Raw genomic sequence first — 22,838 nt, forward strand, 5'->3', positions numbered from 1 at the left:
CTGGCACAGTCCCTGCGATATCCCTGTCGAGTGCAACAAAACGCTCACCAACCCAACCAGACCCGAATCACTTTTTTTAAAGGAACATCACCATGAAAACCCTGACCATCAAAGACCTGTCCCGCACCGAAGAACTCGACCGCGACGCCATGGCAAGCGTGCACGGCGGCACCGGCAAGGGCTCCTATCCCTCCTATTGGGGCGGCCCCTCCTACAGCGTCGACAAGAACGATTTCTCCTTCGACGCCAGCCAGTTGCTGTCGCAGAGCCAGAACACCGTCGTCAACAACGGCAATAACGTCGCCTTCGCCGACAACATCACGGCCAACGTCAACCCGACGCAAACCGGCACCAACAAGATCAACTTCGGTTAATCGATACGCGGTGGGGGCACTGCAAATCTGATGCCTCCACCCGATTTCAGAGAATTTAAGGAGAACTCGCATGTCCAATATCGTGATACATGACCTGGCTGGAAGCCGGGAACTCGACGGCAAGGCGCTGTCGTGCATCCGCGGCGGAAATTCCTGGATGAAAGGGCTGGGGCCGGTCGCCAATGTGAATGTCGACGTCAACCAGAACATCGCGCAGCTGCAGAACATCAACGTCAATGCACTGAACAATGTGGGTGTGATCGGCGCCGGCTTCGGACCGCTCAAGCTCGATGTCAGCCCGGCGCAATTCGCAAGCGCTCAGGCAACGTTGTAAGCAGTCAGCAGCGACGGTTCAAGGATCGCCGCTGCATTTTCCTTGCAGCGTTTTGAAAACAACAAGCTCGAACCAACTCGACGAAACATTTTGGAGACAGGACATGGCTGCAATCACCATCAAGGACCTCCGCACCGACCGGACGCTGGATCGTGGCGCGATGTCATTCATCCGCGGCGGCGGCGCATCGTGGGTCTATGGCTGGATTCGGCCCTATGTCAACGCCACGCCCAGTTTCGGCCCGGTGATCAACTTCTACCAGATCAACAACTTCGCGGATCAGATGATCAACCAGATCCAGGTCGTCGACGTCAACAATTCCGCGCCCAATTCGAATATCAACATCGGCCTGGACGAGAAGAGCACCAACAACAAATCTTGACCAACATTGAACCGCAGAGGTTTTTTGTGTCCTGTGAAGCCGAATTTGGATGGACCTCGTTCTCATGCTCGCATACCGGCATGGTCCGTCAGATCAATGAGGATGCCTGCCTCGACGAGCCGGCGCGCGGCCTGTGGGTCGTGGCCGACGGCATGGGTGGCCACACCCTGGGCGATCTCGCCAGCCGCATGGTGGTCGAATCCCTGGTTACCATCCCGCCGCCCGACAGTCTGGATGACTTCGTTGCCCGCGCGCGCGAACGCCTGCAATCGGTCAATCGCAACCTGCGGTCGGAGGCCGCCATGCGCGACGTGCTAATCATCGGCAGCACGGTTGTGGTGCTTCTCGCCTGCGGCGGTGAATGCGCCTGCCTGTGGGCCGGCGACAGCCGGATTTATCTCTGCCGCGCCGGCCATCTGCGGCCGCTCACGCGCGACCACAGCCAGGTGGAAGAGCTGAAGCTGAGCGGCACGCTGAGCGCCGAAGAGGCGCTGCATCATCCCGCACGCAACCTGATCACGCGCGCCATCGGCGCAGCCGATACGCTAGACCTCGATGAAGAAATGCTGGAAGTCATGGACGGTGACATGTTTCTGCTGTGCAGCGACGGTCTGAGCAATGAAGTCAGCGAACAGGACATGCGCAGCGCGCTGGTGACCGGCAATTGTCGCCAGGCAGCGGAGACGCTGCTGCAACTCGCGCTCGACCACGGCGGCAGCGACAATGTCTCCGTGGTCGTCGTGCGCGCCGAAGACTTGTACAGTACCGAAAAGACCGTTCTCAATCCGGCGCTCTGACCCGTGGTGTCGCAAACACGCACAAATCGCCCAAACTGCGATTCAGATCAAGCCCTGCCCGCATAATCCGACGATCATGTTACGACCCTCTGGGGCACATGGCATGAACGCGCAGACAGGCAATCCCACTGCCCGCAAGACGGGCGCAGATTCTTTCCGACAATGCGACCTGGAAGGATACCGGCAAGCGGCATGTCGCGCGTTTTCCGACACTCTGGTCGACATGTCTTCGACAGTGTCGTGTAAAAACCGACACACACCGGCCAGCCACGCCGGATCGGCAGCGCCACCTACGCGTACAAGGCATGTGAAAAACCCGTCCACCCTGCTATTTCGCGGCGCGGCACGCACCGGAATCCATTCACGCTTCGCGGTGCGATGGATTTCACGCTCTGGCACTAAAGCTGCTAGAAACGGCGGTGCTTCTGCAAGCCGCGTTCGCCGCTGCGGCAATCCGGCAGAGCATGCTTTACCAGCCGAATGCAGCGCCTTGAAAATCGGTAGATTCCTATGACGAAAGAAGACAATGACAAGACGATGGTGCGCACGCGGAGAATGCCGTTCAGGCCGGCTCCGAACAGCGACCCGGACCAGAGCGTGAATGTTCTGCCGGTCGGGACGCACCTCGGCGAATTCGAAATTCTCGACCTGATCGGCGAAGGCGGTTTCGGCATCGTGTACCTGGCTTATGACCACTCGCTGGAACGTCATGTCGCGCTGAAGGAATACATGCCGTCCGGTCTGGCAACGCGCACCACCAGCATGGCCGTCACCGTCCGTTCGCAGCATAACGCCGCCACGTTTACCGCCGGCCTGAAGAGCTTCATCAACGAAGCGCGCATGCTGGCGCAATTCGATTCGCCGTCGCTGGTCAAGGTGCATCGCTTCTGGGAAGGCAACGGCACCGCCTACATGGTGATGCCGTTCTACGAAGGCATCACCCTCAAGCGCGCCCTGAAGGAACGCCGCATCACGCCGAGCGAGCCATGGATCCGGCTGCTGCTGGCCGACCTGTTCGATGCGATCGACACCATCCACCGCGCGCAATGCCTGCATCGCGACATCGCGCCCGACAACATCCTGCTGCTGAAAGACGGCCGCCCGCTGCTGCTCGACTTCGGCGCGGCGCGCCGCGTGATCGGCGACCTGACCCAATGCCTGACCGTGATCCTGAAACCCGGCTTCGCGCCGATTGAGCAATACGCGGACATTGCCGGCCTGCGCCAGGGCGCGTGGACCGACATTTATGCGCTCGCCGCCGTGGTCTACTTCCTGATCACCGGCAAGGCGCCGCCGCCGGCGGTTGCGCGCATGGTGCATGATGAACTGGTGCCGGCGCGCGAAGCCGGCAAAGGCCGCTACAGCCCCGGCTTCCTCGCCGTGCTGGACAAGGCCTTGTCGGTGAAGCCGGAACAGCGCTTCCGCTCGATCGAGGAATTGCGCCGCGCGCTCGACATCATGGAAACCGTGCCGCGCACGCTGCCCCGCGTGACTTCGCAATGGGACACGACGGCGGTACGCACGACGCGCATCGCCGAACAAAAGCCGAACCCGCCGCCAGCAGCCAGGGCCGAGGAAAAACACACCACGGTACCGCCCATCACGCCAGGCATCAGATCCGGCAACAGGCCGCGGACGGAGCCGCACCTCGATCCCGCACCGGAGCCGGAACGGGAAGCCGAACCTGCTCCTGCCGCGCCGTCCGATGGCCAATGGCAGCAAGCCTGGGGCCTGAACCGGACGGTGGAAAGCGGGCCGCAGCGCGACAAGCCCGCATGGCTGGTGCTCGGATTGCTGCTCACCGCCGGAATCGCGTCGGGCGTCTATCTGGGCACGCATCAGCCCTGGCGCGAACCGTCCGGCCCGACCACCGCCGCGTCGTCCGGCACGACGATGCAATCCTCCGGTGCCAGCGAAGTGCCGGAGGAAGAGCCGGCAAGCCAGGCGAGCGCAAATGCATCACCTGCACCGGCGGCACCACCGTCACCGCCGGCAGCCTCGACATCGCCTGCACCGACGGCCAGGGCGCCGGCGCGCGCGCCGCAGATCGCCGCGACCGATTCGGGAAGCAAAGCAGCAGAGTTGCCCGCATCGAGCCGCGCGCCGGCCGCGCCGCCACGTCCGCCGTCCGAGCGTGAACTGTGGCAGGAAGCCGATGCATCCGACACTTCGAGCGCCTATGAAAAGTATCTCGACGCCTACCCGAAAGGCCGCCATGCCGCCGCCGCGCGACGCCGACTGGAGAGCCGGCAGCCGCAAGTCGCATTGAGCGAGCCGTCGAGCACCTCGTCTGCCCCGGAGCAGACCAAGCCGAAGGAGACGCCCGACACCTCGGACGCAGCCGCGCCATCCAGCGCCAAATCCGGCGCTTCCCCGGCCGAGGAAGATCTCTGGAAGACGGCGACTGGCATCAACGCCGCACCCGCCTACGAAGCCTATCTGAACGTTTATCCAGCGGGCAGCCATGCGCCAGCCGCAAGGGACAAGCTGGCCAGCATCAAGCGCGCCGAGCAAGTCGAGGAGTCCGCGGCCACACCACGTCCTGCCATGCCGAAACCGCAAGCGACGGAGCAAGCGAAAGCGCCCGAGAAGGCCGACAAGCTGGCCAGCATCAAACCGTCGGAATCGAGCGCCTCTTCGCCGCCGACGTCGGCGCCCGAGGCGACACCGAAACCCGAGACGCGCACTTCCGGCAAGAAGACGCTCACGATGGATGACAAGACCGTGCTGACCGGCGATTTCACCTCCGACCCGAAGACCGGTGTCATGTCCGGCACCGGCAAGGTGGTCTGGACCAATGGCAATCAATACGAAGGCACGCTGGTGCGCGGCAAGAAGGAAGGACAAGGCAAATTCATCTGGACCAACGGCCAGCGCTACAGCGGCGAATGGGCGCGCGACATGCCGAACGGCAAAGGCACCATCGTGTTTGCCGATGGCAGCCGCTATGAAGGCGAGGTCAAGGACGGTGTTCCGCACGGCCATGGCACCACCCGCTTCAAGAGCGGCGACGTCTACAGCGGCGAATGGGTACGCGGCAAGAGCCAGGGTCAGGGCCGTTACACCTGGGCCAACGGCAGCTATTGGGAAGGCGAGTTCCGCGACGACAAGCGCACCGACAACGGCAAACTGGTGTTTTCCGAAAACGCCTTGCGCGCTGCCAGAGACGAGGCAGCAGCACGCTCGCGCGGTGCGCAAGAAAAGCAAGGCGGATCGCCTTCCGCACCGGTAGCCAGCGAAACGCGATAGGCGAGCTTCCACACCTGCTGCCCGCACGTCAAGGCGACTGCATGTAGGCCGGCATTGCGCGGGCAAGAGAATCGATTGTCCACGGAAAACACGGAATACACGGAAAAATACAACACAAGTTCTTTCCGTGATTTCCGTGATTTCCGTGGACAGAGCAGCAGCTTCATGCAATCCCCCTGGCGTACGGGTACGTGCGCGCGCCTCTCTTGCAAAAGCGATATCATCGCCAGAGCTGAACGCTGCGCCGCACCTCCTGCGCGCGCCAATCCTCCTGAGCACTTCACAAGGACTGTCAAATGAATCTGCAAACGCTCCTGGGCATCACCCTGCCGATCATTCAAGCCCCGATGGCCGGTTCGCAAGGCAGCGCGCTGGCTGCTGCCGTTTCCGGCGCGGGCGGCCTCGGCTCCCTGCCCTGCGCATTGCTGAGCCCGGACGCGATGCGCAAGGAAATCGCCGCCATCCGGGCGCAGACCGACAAGCCGTTCAATCTCAACTTTTTCTGCCATACGCCGCCCGAAGCCAAACCGGAATACGAGACGCGCTGGCGCGCCCGGCTTGCGCCCTATTACAAGGAATTCGGCATCGATCCCGACAGCATTCCCGTCGGGCCCGGCCGGCAACCGTTCAGCGAGGCCGCGGCCGAGGTGCTGGATGAATGCAAACCGGCGGTGGTGAGTTTCCATTTCGGCCTGCCGACGGATGCACTGCTCGAACGCGCGCGGCGTTGCGGCGCGAAGATTCTTTCTTCCGCGACGACCGTGGACGAAGCGCGCTGGCTGGAGGCGCGCGGCGTGGATGCGATCATCGCGCAAGGGCTGGAGGCCGGAGGACATCGCGGCATGTTCCTCACCGACGATATGACGACCCAGATGGGGACCTTTGCCTTGCTGCGTCAATTGGTACGGGCAGTCAAAGTGCCCGTGATCGCGGCCGGCGGAATCGCGGATGCCGAAGGCGTGGCGGCCGCCATGGCGATGGGCGCCGCCGGCGTGCAGCTTGGCACGGCCTACCTGCTTTGCCCGGAAACAACAATCAGTGACGTTTATCGCGCCGCCCTGTCCAGCGAAGCGGCGCGCCATACCGCAGTGACCAACATCTTCAGCGGACGCCCGGCGCGCGGCATCGTGAACCGCATCATCCGGGAAGTAGGACCGATGGCCGCCGAAGCGCCGCCATTTCCCCTGGCAACCTCCGCCGTTGCTCCTCTGCGCGCCAAGGCGGAAAGCCAGGGATCGGGTGATTTCTCTCCGCTGTGGAGCGGCCAGAACGCGACTGGATGCAAGGCAATTCCGGCGGCGGAACTGACGCGCCAGCTCGCTGCCAAGCTGGCCTTGACTGCTTGAATCAAGAAACGGTGTGCCAGGGGCTAGATCAAGTTTTCATTGGATCAAGCTTGTACGCCGAAAACTTGCTCCTATACTCAAGTTGCAGGCAAGAATAAAGCAACGGGAGCAAGCCATGAAACTGCATCTGTTCAGCCCGGCACATCAAGTCCACCCTCGCCACACCGACGAAGGCCGAAATCAGGATCGCTTCTACGCCATCATGTTCGTGATCGGCGTTCCATCGGCGGTCATCGGCTCGATGTATCTCGTCGACCTTGTGTTCAATCTCGTCTGGCGATGAGCAGCATCAGGTAACAAGACAGAAAACCATCACGCGCAATCCTGACCGGCTGTCGCCGCGCCATTGGCGCGCGCCATATGCAGTTTCTTGTAGCTGTCGATCAGGCGGCTGTGCCGGTCGAGTCCCTCCAGCTTCATGCTGGTTGGCGTCAAGCCAAAGAAGCGCACGCTGCCATCCACCGAGCTCAGCACCGCGTCCATCCGCGCATTGCCAAACATCCGGCGGAAATTGGCCTCGTAATCGTCCAGTTCCAGCTCGTCATCGAGCAGCACCTCCAGCACCACGTTCAAGGCTTGATAAAACAATCCGCGCTCGACCGTGTTGTCGTTGTACTGCAGGAAGGCGCCCACCAGCTCGTGCGCCTCATCAAGCTGCTGCAAGGCGAGATGAATGAGCAGCTTCAACTCGAGAACGGTCAGCTGCCCCCATTCCGTATTCTCGTCAAACTCGATGCCGATCAACGTAGCGACGTCGGAGTATTCATCGAGCTCATTGTTATTCAGACGCTCGAGCAGCGCTTCCAGGCCGGCGTCGTCCAGGCGATGCAGGTTCAGGATATCTTCGCGGAACAATAGTGCCTTGTTGGTGTTATCCCAGATCAGGTCTTCTATCGGGAAAACTTCCGAATAGCCGGGTACCAGAATCCGGCACGCGGTGGCGCCCAGCTGGTCATGCACCGCCATGTACACCTCTTTGCCCATGTCTTCAAGAATGCCGAACAAGGTCGCGGCTTCATCGGCATTGGAATTCTCGCCTTGGCCGGAAAAATCCCACTCGACGAAATCGACATTCGCTTTGGCGCTGAAAAAACGCCACGACACGACACCGCTGGAATCAATGAAGTGTTCAACAAAATTATTCGGCTCAGTCACGGCTTCGCTGACAAAGGTGGGCTGAGGCAGATCGTTCAGGCCTTCAAAACTGCGCCCCTGCAGCAATTCCGTGAGACTGCGTTCCAGCGCCACCTCAAAGCTCGGGTGCGCGCCGAACGACGCAAAGACACCGCCAGTCCGCGGGTTCATCAAGGTGACGCACATCACCGGGTAGGTTCCCCCCAGCGACGCATCTTTCACCAGCACCGGAAAGCCTTGCTCCTCCAAGCCCTGAATGCCGGCCAGAATGCGCGGGTATTTCGCCAGCACCTCCTGCGGCACATCAGGCAGTGCCATTTCGTTTTCCAGGATTTCGCGCTTGACCGCCCGCTCGAAAATTTCGGACAGGCATTGCACTTGCGCTTCGGCCAGCGTATTACCGGCACTCATGCCGTTGCTGCCGTAGAGGTTTTCGACCAGGTTGGACGGGAAATACACCACTTCACCGTCCGACTGCCGCACAAAGGGCAGCGAACAGATACCGCGCTCGACATTTCCCGAGTTGGTATCGATCAGGTGCGAGGCACGCAGCTCGCCATCGGGATCGTAAATGGGCAAGCAGTATTCATCGAGAATTTCAGCCGGCAGCGCATCTTTCCGGCCGGGCTTGAACCAGCGCTCGTTCGGGTAATGGACAAACTCCGCGTTGGCGATGTCTTCCCCCCAATACGACCCGGCGTAGAAATGGTTGTTATTCAACCGCTCAATATATTCTCCCAACGCCGACGCCAACGCACTTTCCTTGGTCGCTCCCTTGCCATTGGTAAAACACATCGGCGAGTGCGCATCGCGAATATGCAGCGACCACACATTGGGAACGATATTGCGCCACGAAGCGATTTCAATCTTGATGCCCAGGTCCGCCAGAACGCCCGACATATTGGCGATGGTTTGCTCCAGCGGCAGGTCCTTGCCAACAATATAGGTGCTGGCGTCAGGAGCCGGCTTCAAGGTCAGCAAGGCCTGCGCATCGGCATCCAGATTCTCGACCTCTTCAATCACAAACTCGGGTCCCGTTTGCACCACTTTTTTCACGGTACAACGCTCGATGGAGCGCAAGATTCCCTGGCGGTCCTTGTCGGAGATATCCGCCGGCAACTCGACCTGGATCTTGAAAATCTGCTTGTAACGGTTTTCCGGATCAACAATATTATTTTGCGACAGACGAATATTTTCGGTCGGGATGTTGCGAGTTGCACAATACAACTTGACAAAGTAAGCCGCACACAAGGCCGACGAGGCCAGAAAGTAATCGAAGGGACCGGGCGCGGAGCCGTCGCCTTTATAGCGGATAGGCTGATCGGCCACCACTGTGAAATCGTCGAACTTGGCTTCAAGACGAAGCTTGTCGAGAAAATTGACCTTAATTTCCATGGGGATTTCCAAAAATGCTGCTCAGAATGAGGTAGCCGTCATTATCCGCCAAGAGGGCGTTCCGCAGAGGAAAATGCGAGCAAGTGAAGATTTTTTAACGTAGTCGCATGTCCGCTTGTCGCGGCACAGTCCTCGCCTACTTCATTCAATGGTCCGGTATGCCGCAGAATGCGGACATGAAACGCCCTGCGTTGCATAAACGCGCAATGCAGAGCAATAAGGACATCAGGCCGCCTTATTTATTTTTCTCCGACGATACGTCCGTCAACCAGTTCCACAGTCCGGTCGCACTGCTTTGCCAGGCTCATGTTGTGGGTGACGAACAGGAAAGTCGTTCCGCTGGTCGCGCCCACATGCCGCATCAGCTCGAACACCGCATTGGCGGACTTGGTATCGAGGTTTCCGGTCGGCTCATCGGCCAGCACGAGCGATGGCTGCAGGGCAAGCGCGCGCGCGATGGCGACGCGCTGCTGCTGACCGCCGGACATGTTGGTGGCGAGATGGTCCTGCCATTGCGTGAGGCCGACGTTTTCCAGCAGCTCGCACGCCTTGACGCGCATCGCCGCATTGGGCCGCCCGTTCTCCAGCAGCATCGGCATCATCACATTTTCGAGCGCAGTGAAGGCGGAAATCAGATGGTGATACTGGAACACGAAGCCGATACTGTGGCCGCGCAGGCGGGTCAGCGCCGCCTCGTCCAGTGTCGTTGTGTCTTCTCCATCGAGATAGAGCTTGCCGCTGGTGGGACGGTCCAGCAGGCCGACGATATTGAGCAGCGTGCTCTTGCCTGAACCGGAAGGCCCGATCAGGGCGCAGAACTCGCCCTTCTTCAAGTTCAGGTCGATGCCATGCAGGACTTCGGTTTCGGCGGGCGTGCCGATGGCGTAGGACTTGCAAATGTTCTCCAGTCGCAGGACTTCGTCAGCCACGAATCGCCTCCACCGGTTCCAGGCGCGCAGCGCGCAAGGCGGGCGTGACGGCGGCAAGCAGTCCTGTAAGCGTCGCGACGACCGCGGCCCAGATGAACAGCGAGGGCTGCACGGTAATCGCGAACATGGGCGTGCCGTCCGGATTCTTGGCTACCAGCCGCCATACCGCCAGCAGGCCGACGGCGATGGTCGAACCCAGCAGCGAACCGAGCAGGCCGACCAGCGCTCCCTGGATCAGAAACACGCGCATGATCTGCCCGCGCGAGCCGCCCATGGCGCGCAGGATGCCGATTTCCTTCGAGCGCTGCACCACCGACACCACCAGCACACTGGCAATGCCGGCAGCCACCGACAGGCCCACGAACAGCCGGATCATCTGGCTGGAAAACTTCTGCGCATTCAGGCCGAGGAAAAACTGATTGTTCGACTTGATCCAGGACAGCGCATCCAGTCCGGTTTCCGCGGCAATCGACTGGGCAATCTCCTCGGCCTGAAAAGGATCGTGCACCGTGAGGTCGATGCTGGAGACGCCGCCGATCAGGTTGATCAGGTTTTGCGCGGTGGACAACAGCACATACACATTGCGCAGGTTGGCGCCGCGGCTGCCGAGATCGAAGATGCCGGCGATGGTCAGCGTGAGGTTGCCGCCGGATGCGGTGGCCACGCGCAGTTTGTCGCCCACCTGCACGCCGAGGTCGTCCGAAAGCTGGCTGCCGATCAAGATATCGGTATTCGTCAGGCGAAACGTGCCTTTGACGATTTTCTCCGGCAACGGCACGATCTTGATGTATTGCTCGGGATCGATGCCGATCAGCGAAATCGCCTGGCTGGCATCGCCGCGCACCGCGAAGGCCGGCCCCGAGACAGTCGGCGATACCGCTTCGATATCGGGGCGTGCGCTCATTTCATCGCGGACCTTTTGCCATTGATCGATGGAGCTCAAACGCTGCGAGGGCTTCTGGATGGTCGCCAGTGTCGAGCGGCCCGACTCCTGCGGACGCAAGGCGCGCGCCACCTGCTTCGGCCGCTCCAGCACGATGTGCGCCTGCGAACTCAGCACGCGACGAAAGATGTTGGCCTGCATCCCGTCGAGCAGCGCCGACATGAACACGATCACGGCGACGCCGATGGCCGCGCCGCAGATGATGAACAAGGACTGCAGGCGCCCTTCTCGCAGGAAGCGGATCGCCGCAATCCATTCGAATGGAAAGAGATCGTTCATGGCCGGGGCTGATGGTTGGCGGGCTGCATCACCGCACGTACCCGCTCGCCTTCGGAAATATCGGTTTGGGTCGCGGCGAGCAGCACATCGCCCACCTGCACGCCGTCGAGGATTTCGACCATGCCGCTTCCGCGCGCACCGAGCCTGACCGCCTGGCGCCGGGTGTGGCTGTCGTTGACCTTCATCACCCACGGCGCCTTGCCGCCGATGTCATGCACCGCGACGGAAGGCGCAACAATGGCATTGGTGCGGCGCGCCACTTCGATGTCGACCGATACCGTCATGTCCTGCCGCAGGTAGGCCGGCGGCTGCGGGACATTGAGCTTGACTTCGACCGATCCGCGCTGCGGATCCACCGCGGGATTGATGTAGGCCAGCTCGGCGTTGAAGCGTTGCTCCGGATACGCGTCCGCCGAGCCGAGCGCATGCTGGCCGAGGCGCAGTGAACCGAGATTCTTCTCGTCGATCTGCAGCACGAGCTGCGTCTGCCCGGCCGGCGACAGTACCATCAGCGTTTTGCCGGGCTGCACCACGTCGCCGCGTTCGACATTGCGTGCAATCAGAGTGCCGTCGGCCGGCGCCTTGATGCTGGTGTAATCCAGCCGCGCGAGCGCCATGTGCAGGCTGGCTTGGGCCTGCTCCAGTGCCGCCCTTGCCATCTGATAATCGCTGCCCTGGGGCTTGTTGGTCTCCACCTGCAACTGCGCGGTGCGTAACTGGCTTTGCGCCATGTCGAGCGCACGTTGCGTCTCGTCAAGCTGCGCCTCGCCGACGAAGCCCTTGCTGCGCAATTCCCTGGTCCTGTCGTATTGGCGTTGCGCATTGCGCAGCCCGATCTCCGCCTGCCGCAGACCTTGCTGCGCGGTGGGCAGGCCGACTTCCTGCAACTGGTTGAGCCGCCTTTGCGCCTGCGTCACGGCGGCGCGCGCCTGCATCACGGAGGCATTCGCTTCGCTGTTTTCCAGGGCAATGAGCAATTCGCCGGCATGTACGGACTGCCCTTCGGCCACCGGGATGGCGGCCACGGTGCCGGTAATCTGGCTGCCGATGTCGACGCGCAAGGGTGTTTCGACGCGGCCGCTGGCGACGACGGTCTGCACGATGTCGCTGCGGGTGACGGCATAGGCATTTACCTCGGGCCCGAGAACCTCGCGCACGATGAAGAACGCAGCGGCCACCAAGGCGATGGCCAGCACGACAAACATCCCGCGATGCTTGTGCCACGATTCGGAAAGTCCTGGCATGCCCAACGTACACTCCTGCATTGATGGCCGGAGAGGTCCGGCGAACTCCGTTATCGAGAGGTGTCTCCGGAAAATCGTTGACTCATGTCAATCTTGTCCCTGCCTTCACCATCTACGGTACGACGAAATGCACCGTCGGAGAAGAATCTGGATCAAGGCATAGCCATGTATCGTCAGTAATACTGTTCGATCGCGCGCATGGAGAGCGAATAGGTATGGCGGATCTGTTCGTCGTCATAGCGATGCGTGCTGCCGACCGGGCAGCTCATGCGAGCGAGGCAGGTTTCCTTGCAGCGCGAGTCGGCCCGCTTGCGATAGCCGATGCACTTTTCCAGGCTGAATCGGCCACCGTCGAGAGCGGATGCCGGACAGTGCGCTATGCAAGGCTTGTCAGGGCAGCGCGTACACGGATGCTCACTCACGATCGCCCTGGTCGGCATGAATGCGGTATCGGCGACGATCACCGCGCGATACGCATACCAGGTTCCCCACTCCTCATCGATTCCCACCATGAAGGGCGTGGCATGGTGCCATCCGGCCAGTTGGCCGAGCCGCTGCAAGCCGATGCTTGCCGTGCCGGGATAGAGAATTTCGTAAGCGCGTTGCGGCTGGTATTGCGCGAACCAGTCCTGCACGGTGCGCACGGTGAAATCATCGATGGGATGCTGCGCATCGACGTCGGAAGCCTTGACCGATTCCCAGAGCCGCCTGCCGGCGTGACCGAGCAGGATGAGCTGGCGATAGCGCTGCGTGTCCGCGCAGTCCGCCCGCACCGATGCGGCAAGGTCAGCGGGCAGCGCATCCAGATCGAAAATCGCGTGCCGGTTCAAGCCGACGCGGTCGAACAGGCGGGAATCAAAAGTTTGAAAGTTATCCATGCTTGTCTTGAAAGCCCGTCCGAAAAGATTAGTGAAATCACCTACGTATTATCACCCATGCCTTCCCAACGAAGTGTCGTCTCACCTGTTTTCAAGAGTGAAAACCCCATGAAAAATACCGAAGCAAGGCTGAAAATTTAAACATATATTTTATTTGCATCTTTTAGCGTATTTCTTTAAAATTGCTTTACATCAACGCTTGCAAGCGATACACAAACCGGACGCCGGCCCCGTCCCCACTGCACTTTTGTTAGATCGCTAAGGAGAAGTCATGAACATCGACAAGTTCAAGCAGCAGCATGTTGAAATCCTGTCAGGCATCACCGGACTGAGGGCATTGGTCAAGAGCGGCATTCGCACCAACGCAGATGAAATCGCGCGCATGATCGTCTCGATGAGCTCCACCATCAAGCTGCATCTGGCCGTCGAGGACAAAGTTCTGTATCCCGCACTGAAGGAAACCGGCGACGCCTCGCTCGCGCAAATGGGCAAGAAGTATCAGGACGAGATGACCAGCATCGCGCACGCCTATCTCAGTTTTGCACGCAGGTGGAACACGCCGGTGACACTGAGCAGCAAGCCCGAGGAATTCCGCTCCGACGCGAATAACGTCCTGCGCGTACTGTGGGACCGCATGCGCAAGGAAAACACCGAGTTCTATCCGGCCATCGAGGCTTATTGATTTCTCGAATTCATTACAAGCGGTTATACTTTCCAACCTTTGAACCGCTTGTAATCCGAAGGAAATCATGTCCGCACTCCCACCCTGCCCGCAATGTTCCATGGAAAACACTTACCCGGACGGCAGCAACTATGTTTGCGCCGACTGCGGGCATGAGTGGCCCATGGTGGAAACCGCCAAGACCGACGACAGTTCGGGTGCGGTGGTGAAAGATGCCAACGGCAATGTGTTGAGCGACGGCGATTCCGTGGTGCTCATCAAGGACCTGAAGGTCAAGGGATCCTCCATCACGCTGAAGATGGGCACCAAGGTCAAGAGCATCCGCCTGGTCGGCGGCGATCATGAAGTCGATTGCAAGATGGATGCAGGCAGCTTCATGCTGAAGGCCTGCTATCTGCGGAAAGCCTGATAACGCGTTTCAATTCCTGTTGCAGGGCGATTGTCTGTACCCACTACTCGGTCCACGGAAAACACGGAATACACGGAATACACGGAAAGAGCCTTTTGCATTTTTTCCGTGTATTCCGTGATTTCCGTGGACGATGGTTTTGACCTTCCTGCCATCGCACCGGACGCCAGCGGCGCACCATTGACTTGCTCATGGCCGCCGGGGATACTTTCCCACTCCCCTTCCTCATCTCGCAGCAGGAGTTTCCGTGTCCAATCCGATCCGACGCATTGCCATCAATACGGGAGGCGGTGACGCACCCGGCCTCAACGCCGTCATTCGCGCGGTCGTCGTCTCCGCCGTCAAGCGCGGCTGGGAATGCGTCGGTATCCGCGACGGCTTCAACGGCATACTCTGTCCGGAACGCTATCCCGAAGGCGGCGTGGTCCGCCTCACGCTCGACAAGGTGCGCGGCATTGCGCATCTGGGCGGCACCATCCTCGGCACCACCAACAAGGGCAATCCGCTCAAGTTCCCGGTCACGATGCCCGACGGTACGGTAAAGGAAATCGACCGCTCGGACGATGTGCTGCGGTTCTTTGCGAAGCAAGGGTTGGACGCGCTGGTGTCGGTCGGCGGCGACGGCTCCTTGACCATTGCCAACGCGCTGCATCGCAAGGGCTTGCGCGTGGTGGGCGTGCCCAAGACCATCGACAACGATCTCGACAAGACCTTCACCACCTTCGGCTTCGACACTGCGGTGGATTTCGCCACCGAGTGCCTCGACCGACTGCACAGCACCGCCGAAAGCCACCAGCGCATTATGGTGGTGGAAGTGATGGGCCGCTATGCCGGCTGGATCGCGCTGCACTCCGGCATTTCCGGCGGCGCGCACAGCATCCTGATTCCGGAAATTCCCTTCGACATCGACAAGGTCGCCGCCAAGGTGCGCGGCCGCGACAAGCTGGGGCGCATGTATTCGATCGTGGTGGTGGCCGAAGGCGCGCAACCGGTGGACGGTCATCGCGAAGTGCTCGCGCCTGCCGAAGTCGGCCACGCCGAACGTCTGGGCGGCATGGGCGAACGCGTGGCCAAGGCATTGCAGGAGCGCACCGGCAAGGATGCGCGCGTGGTGGTGCTGGGCCATCTGCTGCGCGGCGGCAGTCCGACTTCCTTCGACCGGCTGGCGGCCCTGCGTTTCGGCGCGGCCGCCGTGCGCGGGCTCGACAACGGTTTGTCGGGCGTGATGGTGTCGCTCGCCTTTCCGAACGTGGATTATGTCTCGCTCGAAGAAGTCGCCGGCCGCATGAAGGCCGTGCCGATGGACAGCGATACGCTGCAGACCGGCCGCGACCTGGGCATTTGTTTCGGGGATTAAAATTTAGCGCAAGGCGCTTTCGATTTCCTTGCGGGTGATCGCGCCTTCCTTGACCAGCACCGGATTGCCGGCGCGGTCGTACAGGATGCTGGTCGGAAATCCGCGCGGCTTGAACTGCTTTGCCATTTCCTCGTCGCCGGCGATGATCGGATAGGTCACGCGCATTTTCTCGGCGAATTGCGCCACCCTGCGCGGGTTTTGCCCATCGACCGCGAGGCCGAGAATCACGAGATCGTCGCGCGACTTGCTCAGCGCTTCCAGTTCCGGCATCTCGCTCAGACAGGGCACGCACCAAGTCGCCCACAGGTTGACCAGCACCCATTTGCCCTGATGCGCCGCCAGCGTGTGCGTTTTCCCCTGCATATCAACCAATGAAAACGTGGACGAGGCTGCCTGCGCGAGGAGCGGCATGGCCAGCAGCAAGATCAGGATCCGTTTCAGCATCGCGTTCCTCGTAGTCAGAAGCGTCCGCTCAGGCCAAGCACGAACGCGCGCTTCGCGGTCAACTGAACGCCATTGACGTCCTGGTAGACCGGATGCTGGTAGAAGCCATACAGCTGCAGGTTGCTCGCCACCGCATAGCTGAGTCCGGGGCTGATGAATACCGAGCGGCTGCCGCTGTCGGCCGGTTCGGCGTTGGTGCCGCTGTCGCGATGCTTGACAACGGCATTGAGTTGAACCAGCGCGCCCAGATTGTCGCTCACGCCATAACGATAGCCGAGGTCCGCGCCGAACTGCGCGCCGGGCTTGAATCCGTCGTGTTCATTCAACGCATGCTGATACTGGACCTGCGCGAACCAGGACGCATTGCTGAGCGGGAGTTTCTGGTGGTAGTAGGCGCCGGCGATCAGATCGGTGGTGCCTGTTCCCGGCTGCAGGCTGCGCTCGGCCACGTCGCCATCGCCATTCGCGACATCGGTCCTGCCGGTCGGCAGCTTCAATCCGAAGGTGAAGCCGGCGGTGCTGGCGTTGATCGGATCGCCTAGCATCGGCAATTGGTAGCGGCCAATGACGCGCATGTCGCCCAGCTCGCTGAAATTCCATTGCTCCACGATTTGCCCGCCGCGATGATTGTGAATGTGCGTGTGATCGCGATCGACCAGCGGCGCGATCACCGCCACGCCCCAGCCGGAGGCAAAGCTGTGGCTGTAGGTGGCGACAAGGTTGCGGTTGTAGGTGCTGACCTCATCATGGTGATGCGGGATCTGGCCGACCGCAATGTTGTCGGTCCCGCTGCGCGGCTGGTCCTGCTTGATGAATTCATAGCGCAAATCGAAGGACGAAGTCGCATCCACCATCGCGCTTTCCGATGTCCAGTTGGAATTGACCGTGCAAAAGGCGGCGCCGCAGCTGGCGAAGCTCAGTGAGGGAATGGCGCTGACGGCAGCGGCGAGGAGCAATAGCTTCGGAATCTTCATGTTCAAGTGTCGAGTGAGTAGTGTGTCAATTGCAGCAACAATGCGTCGGGTCAAAATGCAAGCCGAAGCGCGTGGCAGTCGCTATTCGGACTGCCGTCTTTCCGCACGGAATAAATCATATATTTGAAAAGAATCTTTAAAGTTAATCTGGATCAATTTTTCCGGAAAACCTCCAGCATGATCGGTATCCTTTCCGGCCGTGTCACGAACATGCAAGGTATCTGTGAAATGAGTGGTATCGGAGCGACAAAAGAGCCCGGAGCTGCCATCCGGCAGTTATTGAATCGATATCCGTCTTTCCCTTATTCATCGGGACATATTCTTTTTATCCGCCTCAATGGCAGCATTGCCATACAGATAAGTCCGCGTCAATTTTTCCTCTATAACTACGTAGTTATACTGTTTGCGTATGTGCGCATCTCGTAATACCCTTCTCACGTTACGGATAAGACCGTCGGTGCCAGTCGAATGGCGTCGTCGTCGATACGTAACATTCGATGTCGGAATCATCCGGCACGTTTCCAAAATGAAGATAAAAGTTAGAGGAAGACATGACATACAAAGTGAAAACGCTGATTGCTGCTGCATTGGTAAGCTGGTCCGTCGCGGGCATCGCCGCAGATACCATCAAGATCGGCGTGTCCGGGCCGTTCACGGGCGGCTCTTCTCCCATGGGTGTTTCGATGCGTGACGGCGTGAAGTTGGCCGTCGCCGAAATCAACAAGAACGGTGGCGTGCTCGGCCGCCAGATTCAGCTCGTGGAGCGCGACGACGAAGCGAAGAACGAACGCGGCGTCCAAGTGGCGCAGGAACTGATCAACAAGGAAAAAGTCGTCGCCACCGTCGGTTTCATCAACACCGGCGTGTCGCTCGCCTCGCAGCGTTTCTATCAGGAAGCCAAGATCCCCGTCATGAACAATGTGGCGACCGGCACGTTGGTCACGCACCAGTTCGATGACCAGCCCGAGAACTACATTTTCCGCAATGCCGCGCACGACACCATCCAGTCCGCGATGATCGTCGATGAAGCCATCGGCAAGCGCAAGCTGACCAAGGTCGCGATCCTGGCCGACTCCACCAACTACGGCCAGCTCGGCCGCGAGGACCTGGAGAAGGCGCTCGACAAGAAAGGCGTCAAGCCGGTCGCCGTCGAGAAGTTCAACATCAAGGATGTCGACATGACGGCGCAACTGCTGAAGGCCAAGGCGGCCGGCGCGCAAGCAATCCTGACCTACGGCATCGGCCCCGAACTGGCCCAGATCGCCAACGGCATGGAAAAGCTGAGCTGGAAAGTGCCGATGATCGGCAGCTGGACGCTCTCCATGGGCAACTTCATCGACAACGCCGGCAAGAACGGCGAAGGCGCGCTGATGCCGCAAACCTTCATCCAGGAAGCCAACACGCCGAAGCGCAAGGCTTTCATCGACGCCTACGTCGCCGCCTACAAGCCGGCCAACGGCCGCATCCCCTCGCCGGTCTCCGCCGCGCAGGGCTACGACTCGGTCTACCTGCTGGCCGCAGCGATCAAGCAGGCCGGTTCGACCGAAGGCACGAAGGTGCGCGCCGCGCTGGAAAGCCTGCAAGCCAAGGTTGACGGTGTCGTGACGACCTACGACAAGCCGTTCAGCAAGGCCGACCATGAAGCCGTCAAGACTGGCATGCCGGTCATGGGCATGGTCAAGGGCGGACATGTGGTGCGTGCGCAGTAAGTTCGCTTGCATCCTCTCGAAGTATTAAATAACTCCGCTCATGAGAGAACGCTCCTCTCCTTTCAAGGGGGAGGCTGGGAGGGGGATGGGTTTCCGCTGTACTTCCCGCAACCCATCCCCACCCCAACCCTCCCCTTGAAGGGGAGGGAGCGTTATTGCACGCTCCACCTTCCAAGGTAATCATGGACATCCTTCTCCAACTCGCATTCAGCGGTATCGCGCTGGGCATGATCTACGCCGTCATCGCATTCGGCTATCAGCTCACCTTCGCGACTTCCGGCACCCTCAATTTCGGCCAGGGCGAAGCGCTCATGCTCGGCGCACTGGTCGGCCTCAGCCTGGTGGGCAACATCCACGGCGGGCCTTATCTCAACTACTGGCTGATGATTCCGCTGGTGATCCTGTTCGGCGCGCTGCAAGGCGCCGTCGTCGAATGGATAGGCGTGCGGCCGGCCATCAAGATCAAGTCGGAATTCGGCTGGATCATGTCCACCATCGCGCTGGCGATCATTTTCAAGAACGTCGCAGAAAACATCTGGGGCAAGGATGACCTCACCTTCCCCTCGCCGCTGTCGGCCGCGCCGCTGCAAGTCTTAGGCGCCAACGTGCAGCCGATGCAGATCGTGGTGGTGCTCGGCGCACTGGCGATGATGTTCGCGGTCGAACTGTTCAACCGCAAGTCGATCTACGGCAAGGCAGTGGTCGCCACCTCCAACGATCGTGACGCGGCCGGCCTGATGGGCATCAACACCAGCATGGTGATCACTTTCTCCTATGCCCTGTCGTCCGCGACAGCCGCCTTTGCCGGCGTGCTGGTCGCGCCGCTGACGCTGACCGGCGCGACCATGGGTTCGGCGCTCGGCCTGAAAGCCTTCGCAGTGGCCATCATCGGCGGCCTGACCTCGGGTGTCGGCGTGATCGTCGGCGGCCTGATCCTGGGCGTCGCCGAAACGCTGACCGGCTTCTACATTTCGACCGGATACAAGGAAGTGCCGGGCCTGCTGCTGTTGCTGCTGGTGCTGGCCGTCAAACCTGCCGGCCTGTTCGGCAAAGCTGCGATCAAGAAGGTGTAAACATGCTCAACAAAAATCGCATTCTTGCCCTGCTCGGCATCGCCGCGCTCGCGCTGTTTCCGCAGGTCTTCCACAATCCGTATTACATCCACCTCGCGGAAACCATCCTGATCTACGCGATCCTGCTGTTCGGGCTGGACATCGTGGTGGGTTATACGGGACAGGTGTCGCTCGGCCATGCAGCGCTGTTTGGCATCGGCTCGTACACCACCGGCGTCCTGGTATTCAAGCTCGGCATGCCGTTCCTCATCGCGGTACCGGCAAGCATCGCCGTGACGGCCGTGTTCGGCGCACTGCTGGCTTTGCCTGCGTTGCGCGTGACCGGTCCGTACCTGGCGATGGTGACGCTTGCTTTCGGCACCATCGTGCAGATCCTGATCAACGAAATGACCTTCCTCACCGAAGGCCCGCTCGGCATCAAGGTGGCGAAGCCGTCCTTCTTCGGCGTGAAGCTGGGAGAGGTTGCGTACTTCTATGTGGTTGCCGTGCTGATGGTGCTGTCCCTGATCGTGGTCCATCGCATCCTCAAGTCGCACCTGGGTCGGGCCTTCCAGGCCTTGCGCGACAGTCCGGTTGCCTCGGACTGCATGGGCGTGTCGGTATATCGCTACAAGGTCTACGCCTTCGTCATCAGCGCTGGGCTGGCCGGGCTCGCCGGCAGCCTGTACACGTATTCGGAAGAGTACATTTCGCCGAATACCTATAACTTCGAACTGACCATCCTGTTCCTGCTGGCCGTCATCATGGGCGGTCGCAAGACCCGCTCGGGCGCGCTGCTCGGCGCGCTCATCGTGGTGATGCTGCCCAGCCTGCTGTCGGACATCGAGCTGTTCCGCAAGATTGCCGTGACCGCCGCCGTCGTGGTGCTGGCAAGCTGCGCCTTCATGCTGAGCAAGAAGACAAGGTCGATTCGCGACGTGATGGTTCCGATGGCATCGACCATCGGCATGGCGGTGTTCTCCTATCGCCTTGAAAACATCACCGACTGGCGTCTGACCATCTTCGGCCTGATGACGCTCTTCGTCGTGTATTACCTGCAGGACGGCATCGTTGGCTATCTGCGCGGCGTCGTCGAAAAGATTCGCCCGCAGGCCGTGCACCGTCATCAGGAGTACCACGAGCAAGGCGACGAGAAGCATGCATGGGCGGCGCCGGATCAAAGCGTGAAGATCGACGGCACCCTGCTCGCCGCACGCCAGGTGCTGATGCAGTTCGGCGGCCTGAAGGCGCTCAACCAGGTCAATCTGAACGTGATCACTGGTTCCATCCACGGCCTGATCGGCCCCAACGGTTCCGGCAAGAGCACCATGATGAACGTGCTCACCGGCATCTATCAGCCAACGGCGGGCGCGGTGGAATTCAACGGCCGCGTGATCTCCGGCGCGACGCCATCGGCGATTGCCCTGGGCGGCGTGGCGCGCACCTTCCAGAATGTGCAGTTGTTCGGAGAAATGACGGCGACCGAAAACGTGCTGGTGGGACTGCATCACACTTTCAAGTCGAACATTCTCGACGTGATGCTGCAGACGCGCCGCTATCGCGAGGAGGAGCGCAGCGCGCGCATTCGCGCGGCCAGCATCCTGAAGTTCGTCGGCCTGCCCGAGCTCGCCAATGAAGAGGGGCGCAATCTGCCCTACGGCAAGCAGCGCCTGCTGGAAATCGGCCGTGCGCTGGGTCTCAATCCAAATCTGCTGCTGCTCGACGAGCCCGCCGCAGGATTGACCGCGCCCGACATCAAGGAGCTGGTCTCGATCATCCGCAAGATCCGCGAGCACGGCATCACCCTGATCCTGATCGAACATCACATGGACGTGGTGATGTCGATCTGCGACACGGTCACGGTGCTCGACTTCGGCCAGAAGATCGCGGATGGCAAGCCCGCCATGGTGCAGGCCGATCCGCGCGTGATCGAAGCGTATCTGGGTGGCGGCGCCGACAGTGCCGCGGCAGCTTAAGAGAGGTCCACATGCTTACCATTCAAAATCTGCACGCCGCCTACGGCAAGGTCGAGGTGCTGCACGGCATTTCCCTCGACGTACCCAAGGGCAAGGTAGTCACCCTGATCGGCTCCAACGGCGCCGGCAAGACCACGACCATGCGCGCCATCTCCGGCATGCTCAAGCCGAAAGGCGGCAGCGTCCTCTTTGGCGGCAAGGACGTGACGGGCATGGATTCGTACCGCATTGCCCGCGCCGGCCTGGCTCACTCGCCGGAAGGACGGCGCGTGTTTTCCACCATGAGCGTGAAGGACAACCTGCTGCTCGGCGCATTTCCACGCTTCACGCGTTCGCGCACACGCGGCGATATCGACACCGACCTGGGCCAGGCGCTGGAGCTGTTCCCGCGCCTGAAGGAGCGCCAGAACCAGCTGGCCGGCACGCTCTCCGGCGGCGAGCAGCAGATGCTGGCCATGGCGCGCGCGCTGATGAGCCGGCCGCAATTGCTGCTGCTCGACGAACCATCGATGGGGCTGGCGCCGATCATGGTGGGGCGCATCTTCCAGGTGGTGCGCGACATCGCGGCGCAGGGCGTAACGGTCCTGCTGGTCGAGCAGAATGCCCGCCTTGCCCTGCAAGCGGCCGACCGCGGCTACGTGATGGATTCCGGTTTGATTACCATGGCGGGCGCGGCCGACGAATTGCTGCATGACCCCAAGGTGCGCGAAGCCTATCTCGGTGAAGCCTGTGAACCCTGACGCGGCATTGCCGGGCCGCCGCAGCGCAGGACTTCCGCAGTTCGGATGGAAGCCCTGCGCCGACATGTGCATTGAACCGATGCTTCAGCCTTTGCGATAGGCGACGACATCGTGCCGTTGCTGGCCGAGTCCATCGATGCCGAGCGTGACGACGTCGCCCGGCTTGAGGAAGCGCGGCGGTTTCATTCCCATGCCGACGCCTGGAGGGGTG

General features: G+C 60.8%; 22 protein-coding genes. 14 read left to right on the forward strand and 8 right to left on the reverse strand.

Translation table 11 applies throughout. From position 1 onward, the window contains the following. Positions 1–92 precede the first annotated feature (92 nt). The 7 genes from VJ651_RS13290 to VJ651_RS13320 all read left to right on the forward strand — a co-directional run bounded on the left by VJ651_RS13290 (position 93) and on the right by VJ651_RS13320 (position 6,765). Positions 93–374 (forward strand): hypothetical protein, encoded by a 282-nt coding sequence (locus VJ651_RS13290; protein WP_136416578.1) that lies wholly within the window; start codon positions 93–95, stop codon positions 372–374. A gap of 70 nt (positions 375–444) precedes the next feature. Next, the gene (locus VJ651_RS13295; RefSeq protein WP_324107908.1) at positions 445–708 is read left to right on the forward strand and encodes a hypothetical protein; all 264 of its coding nucleotides are present in this window, start codon (positions 445–447) and stop codon (positions 706–708) included. A gap of 103 nt (positions 709–811) precedes the next feature. Further along, positions 812–1,090, forward strand: coding sequence for a hypothetical protein (locus VJ651_RS13300; RefSeq protein WP_136416574.1), 279 nt, complete (start codon positions 812–814; stop codon positions 1,088–1,090). A gap of 26 nt (positions 1,091–1,116) precedes the next feature. After that, complete coding sequence (locus VJ651_RS13305; protein ID WP_324107909.1) at positions 1,117–1,887, forward strand: PP2C family protein-serine/threonine phosphatase; 771 nt, start codon at positions 1,117–1,119, stop codon at positions 1,885–1,887. 510 nt (positions 1,888–2,397) lie between these two features. Then, the gene (locus tag VJ651_RS13310) at positions 2,398–5,136 is read left to right on the forward strand and encodes a protein kinase domain-containing protein (RefSeq protein ID WP_324107910.1); all 2,739 of its coding nucleotides are present in this window, start codon (positions 2,398–2,400) and stop codon (positions 5,134–5,136) included. 296 nt (positions 5,137–5,432) lie between these two features. Beyond that, the gene (locus VJ651_RS13315) at positions 5,433–6,482 is read left to right on the forward strand and encodes a nitronate monooxygenase (protein WP_324107911.1); all 1,050 of its coding nucleotides are present in this window, start codon (positions 5,433–5,435) and stop codon (positions 6,480–6,482) included. Between the two features lie 115 nt (positions 6,483–6,597). Further along, positions 6,598–6,765, forward strand: coding sequence for a hypothetical protein (locus VJ651_RS13320; RefSeq protein ID WP_324107912.1), 168 nt, complete (start codon positions 6,598–6,600; stop codon positions 6,763–6,765). 29 nt (positions 6,766–6,794) lie between these two features. On the opposite strand, the gene VJ651_RS13325 is transcribed toward VJ651_RS13320, so the two are convergent. From VJ651_RS13325 to VJ651_RS13345, 5 genes are all read right to left on the reverse strand, one after another. After that, entirely contained in the window at positions 6,795–9,011 is a 2,217-nt protein-coding gene (locus VJ651_RS13325) for an OsmC domain/YcaO domain-containing protein (RefSeq protein WP_324107913.1), read from the reverse strand. A gap of 239 nt (positions 9,012–9,250) precedes the next feature. Next, positions 9,251–9,940, reverse strand: a complete 690-nt coding sequence (locus tag VJ651_RS13330) for an ABC transporter ATP-binding protein (protein ID WP_324107914.1) — start codon at positions 9,938–9,940, stop codon at positions 9,251–9,253. After that, positions 9,933–11,162 (reverse strand): ABC transporter permease, encoded by a 1,230-nt coding sequence (locus tag VJ651_RS13335; RefSeq protein ID WP_324107915.1) that lies wholly within the window; start codon positions 11,160–11,162, stop codon positions 9,933–9,935. The genes VJ651_RS13330 and VJ651_RS13335 overlap by 8 nt, the downstream gene beginning before the upstream one ends. After that, a complete protein-coding gene (locus tag VJ651_RS13340; RefSeq protein WP_324107916.1) occupies positions 11,159–12,406 on the reverse strand; it encodes an efflux RND transporter periplasmic adaptor subunit in 1,248 nt (415 codons plus the stop codon). Before VJ651_RS13340 ends, VJ651_RS13335 begins: the two co-directional genes overlap by 4 nt. A 173-nt stretch (positions 12,407–12,579) precedes the next feature. Further along, positions 12,580–13,284 carry a hypothetical protein gene (locus VJ651_RS13345; RefSeq protein WP_324107917.1) on the reverse strand — a complete coding sequence of 235 codons (705 nt, stop codon included), beginning with the start codon at positions 13,282–13,284 and terminating at the stop codon, positions 12,580–12,582. Between the two features lie 271 nt (positions 13,285–13,555). Between VJ651_RS13345 and VJ651_RS13350 the strand changes: the two genes are divergently transcribed. The 3 genes from VJ651_RS13350 to VJ651_RS13360 all read left to right on the forward strand — a co-directional run bounded on the left by VJ651_RS13350 (position 13,556) and on the right by VJ651_RS13360 (position 15,732). Next, positions 13,556–13,966, forward strand: coding sequence for a hemerythrin domain-containing protein (locus tag VJ651_RS13350; protein ID WP_324107918.1), 411 nt, complete (start codon positions 13,556–13,558; stop codon positions 13,964–13,966). A 67-nt stretch (positions 13,967–14,033) separates the two neighbouring features. Beyond that, complete coding sequence (locus VJ651_RS13355; protein WP_324107919.1) at positions 14,034–14,375, forward strand: zinc ribbon domain-containing protein YjdM; 342 nt, start codon at positions 14,034–14,036, stop codon at positions 14,373–14,375. A gap of 247 nt (positions 14,376–14,622) precedes the next feature. Beyond that, on the forward strand, positions 14,623–15,732 hold the full coding sequence (locus VJ651_RS13360; protein WP_324107920.1) for an ATP-dependent 6-phosphofructokinase: 1,110 nt from the start codon (positions 14,623–14,625) through the stop codon (positions 15,730–15,732). Between the two features lie 3 nt (positions 15,733–15,735). On the opposite strand, the gene VJ651_RS13365 is transcribed toward VJ651_RS13360, so the two are convergent. Together VJ651_RS13365 and VJ651_RS13370 are read right to left on the reverse strand one after the other, a co-directional pair. Further along, positions 15,736–16,176, reverse strand: coding sequence for a TlpA disulfide reductase family protein (locus VJ651_RS13365; protein ID WP_324107921.1), 441 nt, complete (start codon positions 16,174–16,176; stop codon positions 15,736–15,738). A 14-nt stretch (positions 16,177–16,190) separates the two neighbouring features. Further along, positions 16,191–17,150: a transporter gene (locus VJ651_RS13370; RefSeq protein WP_324107922.1), complete on the reverse strand. Its 960-nt coding sequence runs from the start codon at positions 17,148–17,150 to the stop codon at positions 16,191–16,193. Positions 17,151–17,701: 551 nt separating this feature from the next. Between VJ651_RS13370 and VJ651_RS13375 the strand changes: the two genes are divergently transcribed. From VJ651_RS13375 to VJ651_RS13390, 4 genes are all read left to right on the forward strand, one after another. Beyond that, on the forward strand, positions 17,702–18,859 hold the full coding sequence (locus tag VJ651_RS13375; RefSeq protein WP_324107923.1) for an ABC transporter substrate-binding protein: 1,158 nt from the start codon (positions 17,702–17,704) through the stop codon (positions 18,857–18,859). 182 nt (positions 18,860–19,041) lie between these two features. Next, positions 19,042–19,932 (forward strand): branched-chain amino acid ABC transporter permease, encoded by an 891-nt coding sequence (locus VJ651_RS13380; protein WP_324107924.1) that lies wholly within the window; start codon positions 19,042–19,044, stop codon positions 19,930–19,932. A gap of 2 nt (positions 19,933–19,934) precedes the next feature. Then, on the forward strand, positions 19,935–21,887 hold the full coding sequence (locus VJ651_RS13385) for a branched-chain amino acid ABC transporter ATP-binding protein/permease (protein WP_324107925.1): 1,953 nt from the start codon (positions 19,935–19,937) through the stop codon (positions 21,885–21,887). A gap of 11 nt (positions 21,888–21,898) precedes the next feature. After that, the gene (locus VJ651_RS13390; RefSeq protein WP_324107926.1) at positions 21,899–22,627 is read left to right on the forward strand and encodes an ABC transporter ATP-binding protein; all 729 of its coding nucleotides are present in this window, start codon (positions 21,899–21,901) and stop codon (positions 22,625–22,627) included. Between the two features lie 84 nt (positions 22,628–22,711). Here VJ651_RS13390 and VJ651_RS13395 read toward each other — a convergent pair. Next, positions 22,712–22,838 (reverse strand): fumarylacetoacetate hydrolase family protein (locus tag VJ651_RS13395; protein WP_324107927.1); only part of this gene is annotated, 127 nt, incomplete at its 5' end.

The sequence above is a fragment of the Noviherbaspirillum sp. genome, assembly GCF_035254865.1.
GTDB lineage: Bacteria > Pseudomonadota > Gammaproteobacteria > Burkholderiales > Burkholderiaceae_D > Noviherbaspirillum.

Excerpts from the sequence above, each read along its gene's own strand:
- VJ651_RS13290 (WP_136416578.1), top strand. The coding sequence starts at position 93 with ATGAAAACCCTGACCATCAAAGACCTGTCCCGCACCGAAGAACTCGAC.
- VJ651_RS13295 (WP_324107908.1), top strand. The coding sequence starts at position 445 with ATGTCCAATATCGTGATACATGACCTGGCTGGAAGCCGGGAACTCGAC.
- VJ651_RS13300 (WP_136416574.1), top strand. The coding sequence starts at position 812 with ATGGCTGCAATCACCATCAAGGACCTCCGCACCGACCGGACGCTGGAT.
- VJ651_RS13310 (WP_324107910.1), top strand. The coding sequence starts at position 2,398 with ATGACGAAAGAAGACAATGACAAGACGATGGTGCGCACGCGGAGAATG.
- VJ651_RS13315 (WP_324107911.1), top strand. The coding sequence starts at position 5,433 with ATGAATCTGCAAACGCTCCTGGGCATCACCCTGCCGATCATTCAAGCC.
- VJ651_RS13320 (WP_324107912.1), top strand. The coding sequence starts at position 6,598 with ATGAAACTGCATCTGTTCAGCCCGGCACATCAAGTCCACCCTCGCCAC.
- VJ651_RS13325 (WP_324107913.1), bottom strand. The coding sequence starts at position 9,011 with ATGGAAATTAAGGTCAATTTTCTCGACAAGCTTCGTCTTGAAGCCAAG.
- VJ651_RS13335 (WP_324107915.1), bottom strand. The coding sequence starts at position 11,162 with ATGAACGATCTCTTTCCATTCGAATGGATTGCGGCGATCCGCTTCCTG.
- VJ651_RS13340 (WP_324107916.1), bottom strand. The coding sequence starts at position 12,406 with ATGCCAGGACTTTCCGAATCGTGGCACAAGCATCGCGGGATGTTTGTC.
- VJ651_RS13345 (WP_324107917.1), bottom strand. The coding sequence starts at position 13,284 with ATGGATAACTTTCAAACTTTTGATTCCCGCCTGTTCGACCGCGTCGGC.
- VJ651_RS13350 (WP_324107918.1), top strand. The coding sequence starts at position 13,556 with ATGAACATCGACAAGTTCAAGCAGCAGCATGTTGAAATCCTGTCAGGC.
- VJ651_RS13355 (WP_324107919.1), top strand. The coding sequence starts at position 14,034 with ATGTCCGCACTCCCACCCTGCCCGCAATGTTCCATGGAAAACACTTAC.
- VJ651_RS13365 (WP_324107921.1), bottom strand. The coding sequence starts at position 16,176 with ATGCTGAAACGGATCCTGATCTTGCTGCTGGCCATGCCGCTCCTCGCG.
- VJ651_RS13370 (WP_324107922.1), bottom strand. The coding sequence starts at position 17,150 with ATGAAGATTCCGAAGCTATTGCTCCTCGCCGCTGCCGTCAGCGCCATT.
- VJ651_RS13375 (WP_324107923.1), top strand. The coding sequence starts at position 17,702 with ATGACATACAAAGTGAAAACGCTGATTGCTGCTGCATTGGTAAGCTGG.
- VJ651_RS13380 (WP_324107924.1), top strand. The coding sequence starts at position 19,042 with ATGGACATCCTTCTCCAACTCGCATTCAGCGGTATCGCGCTGGGCATG.
- VJ651_RS13385 (WP_324107925.1), top strand. The coding sequence starts at position 19,935 with ATGCTCAACAAAAATCGCATTCTTGCCCTGCTCGGCATCGCCGCGCTC.
- VJ651_RS13390 (WP_324107926.1), top strand. The coding sequence starts at position 21,899 with ATGCTTACCATTCAAAATCTGCACGCCGCCTACGGCAAGGTCGAGGTG.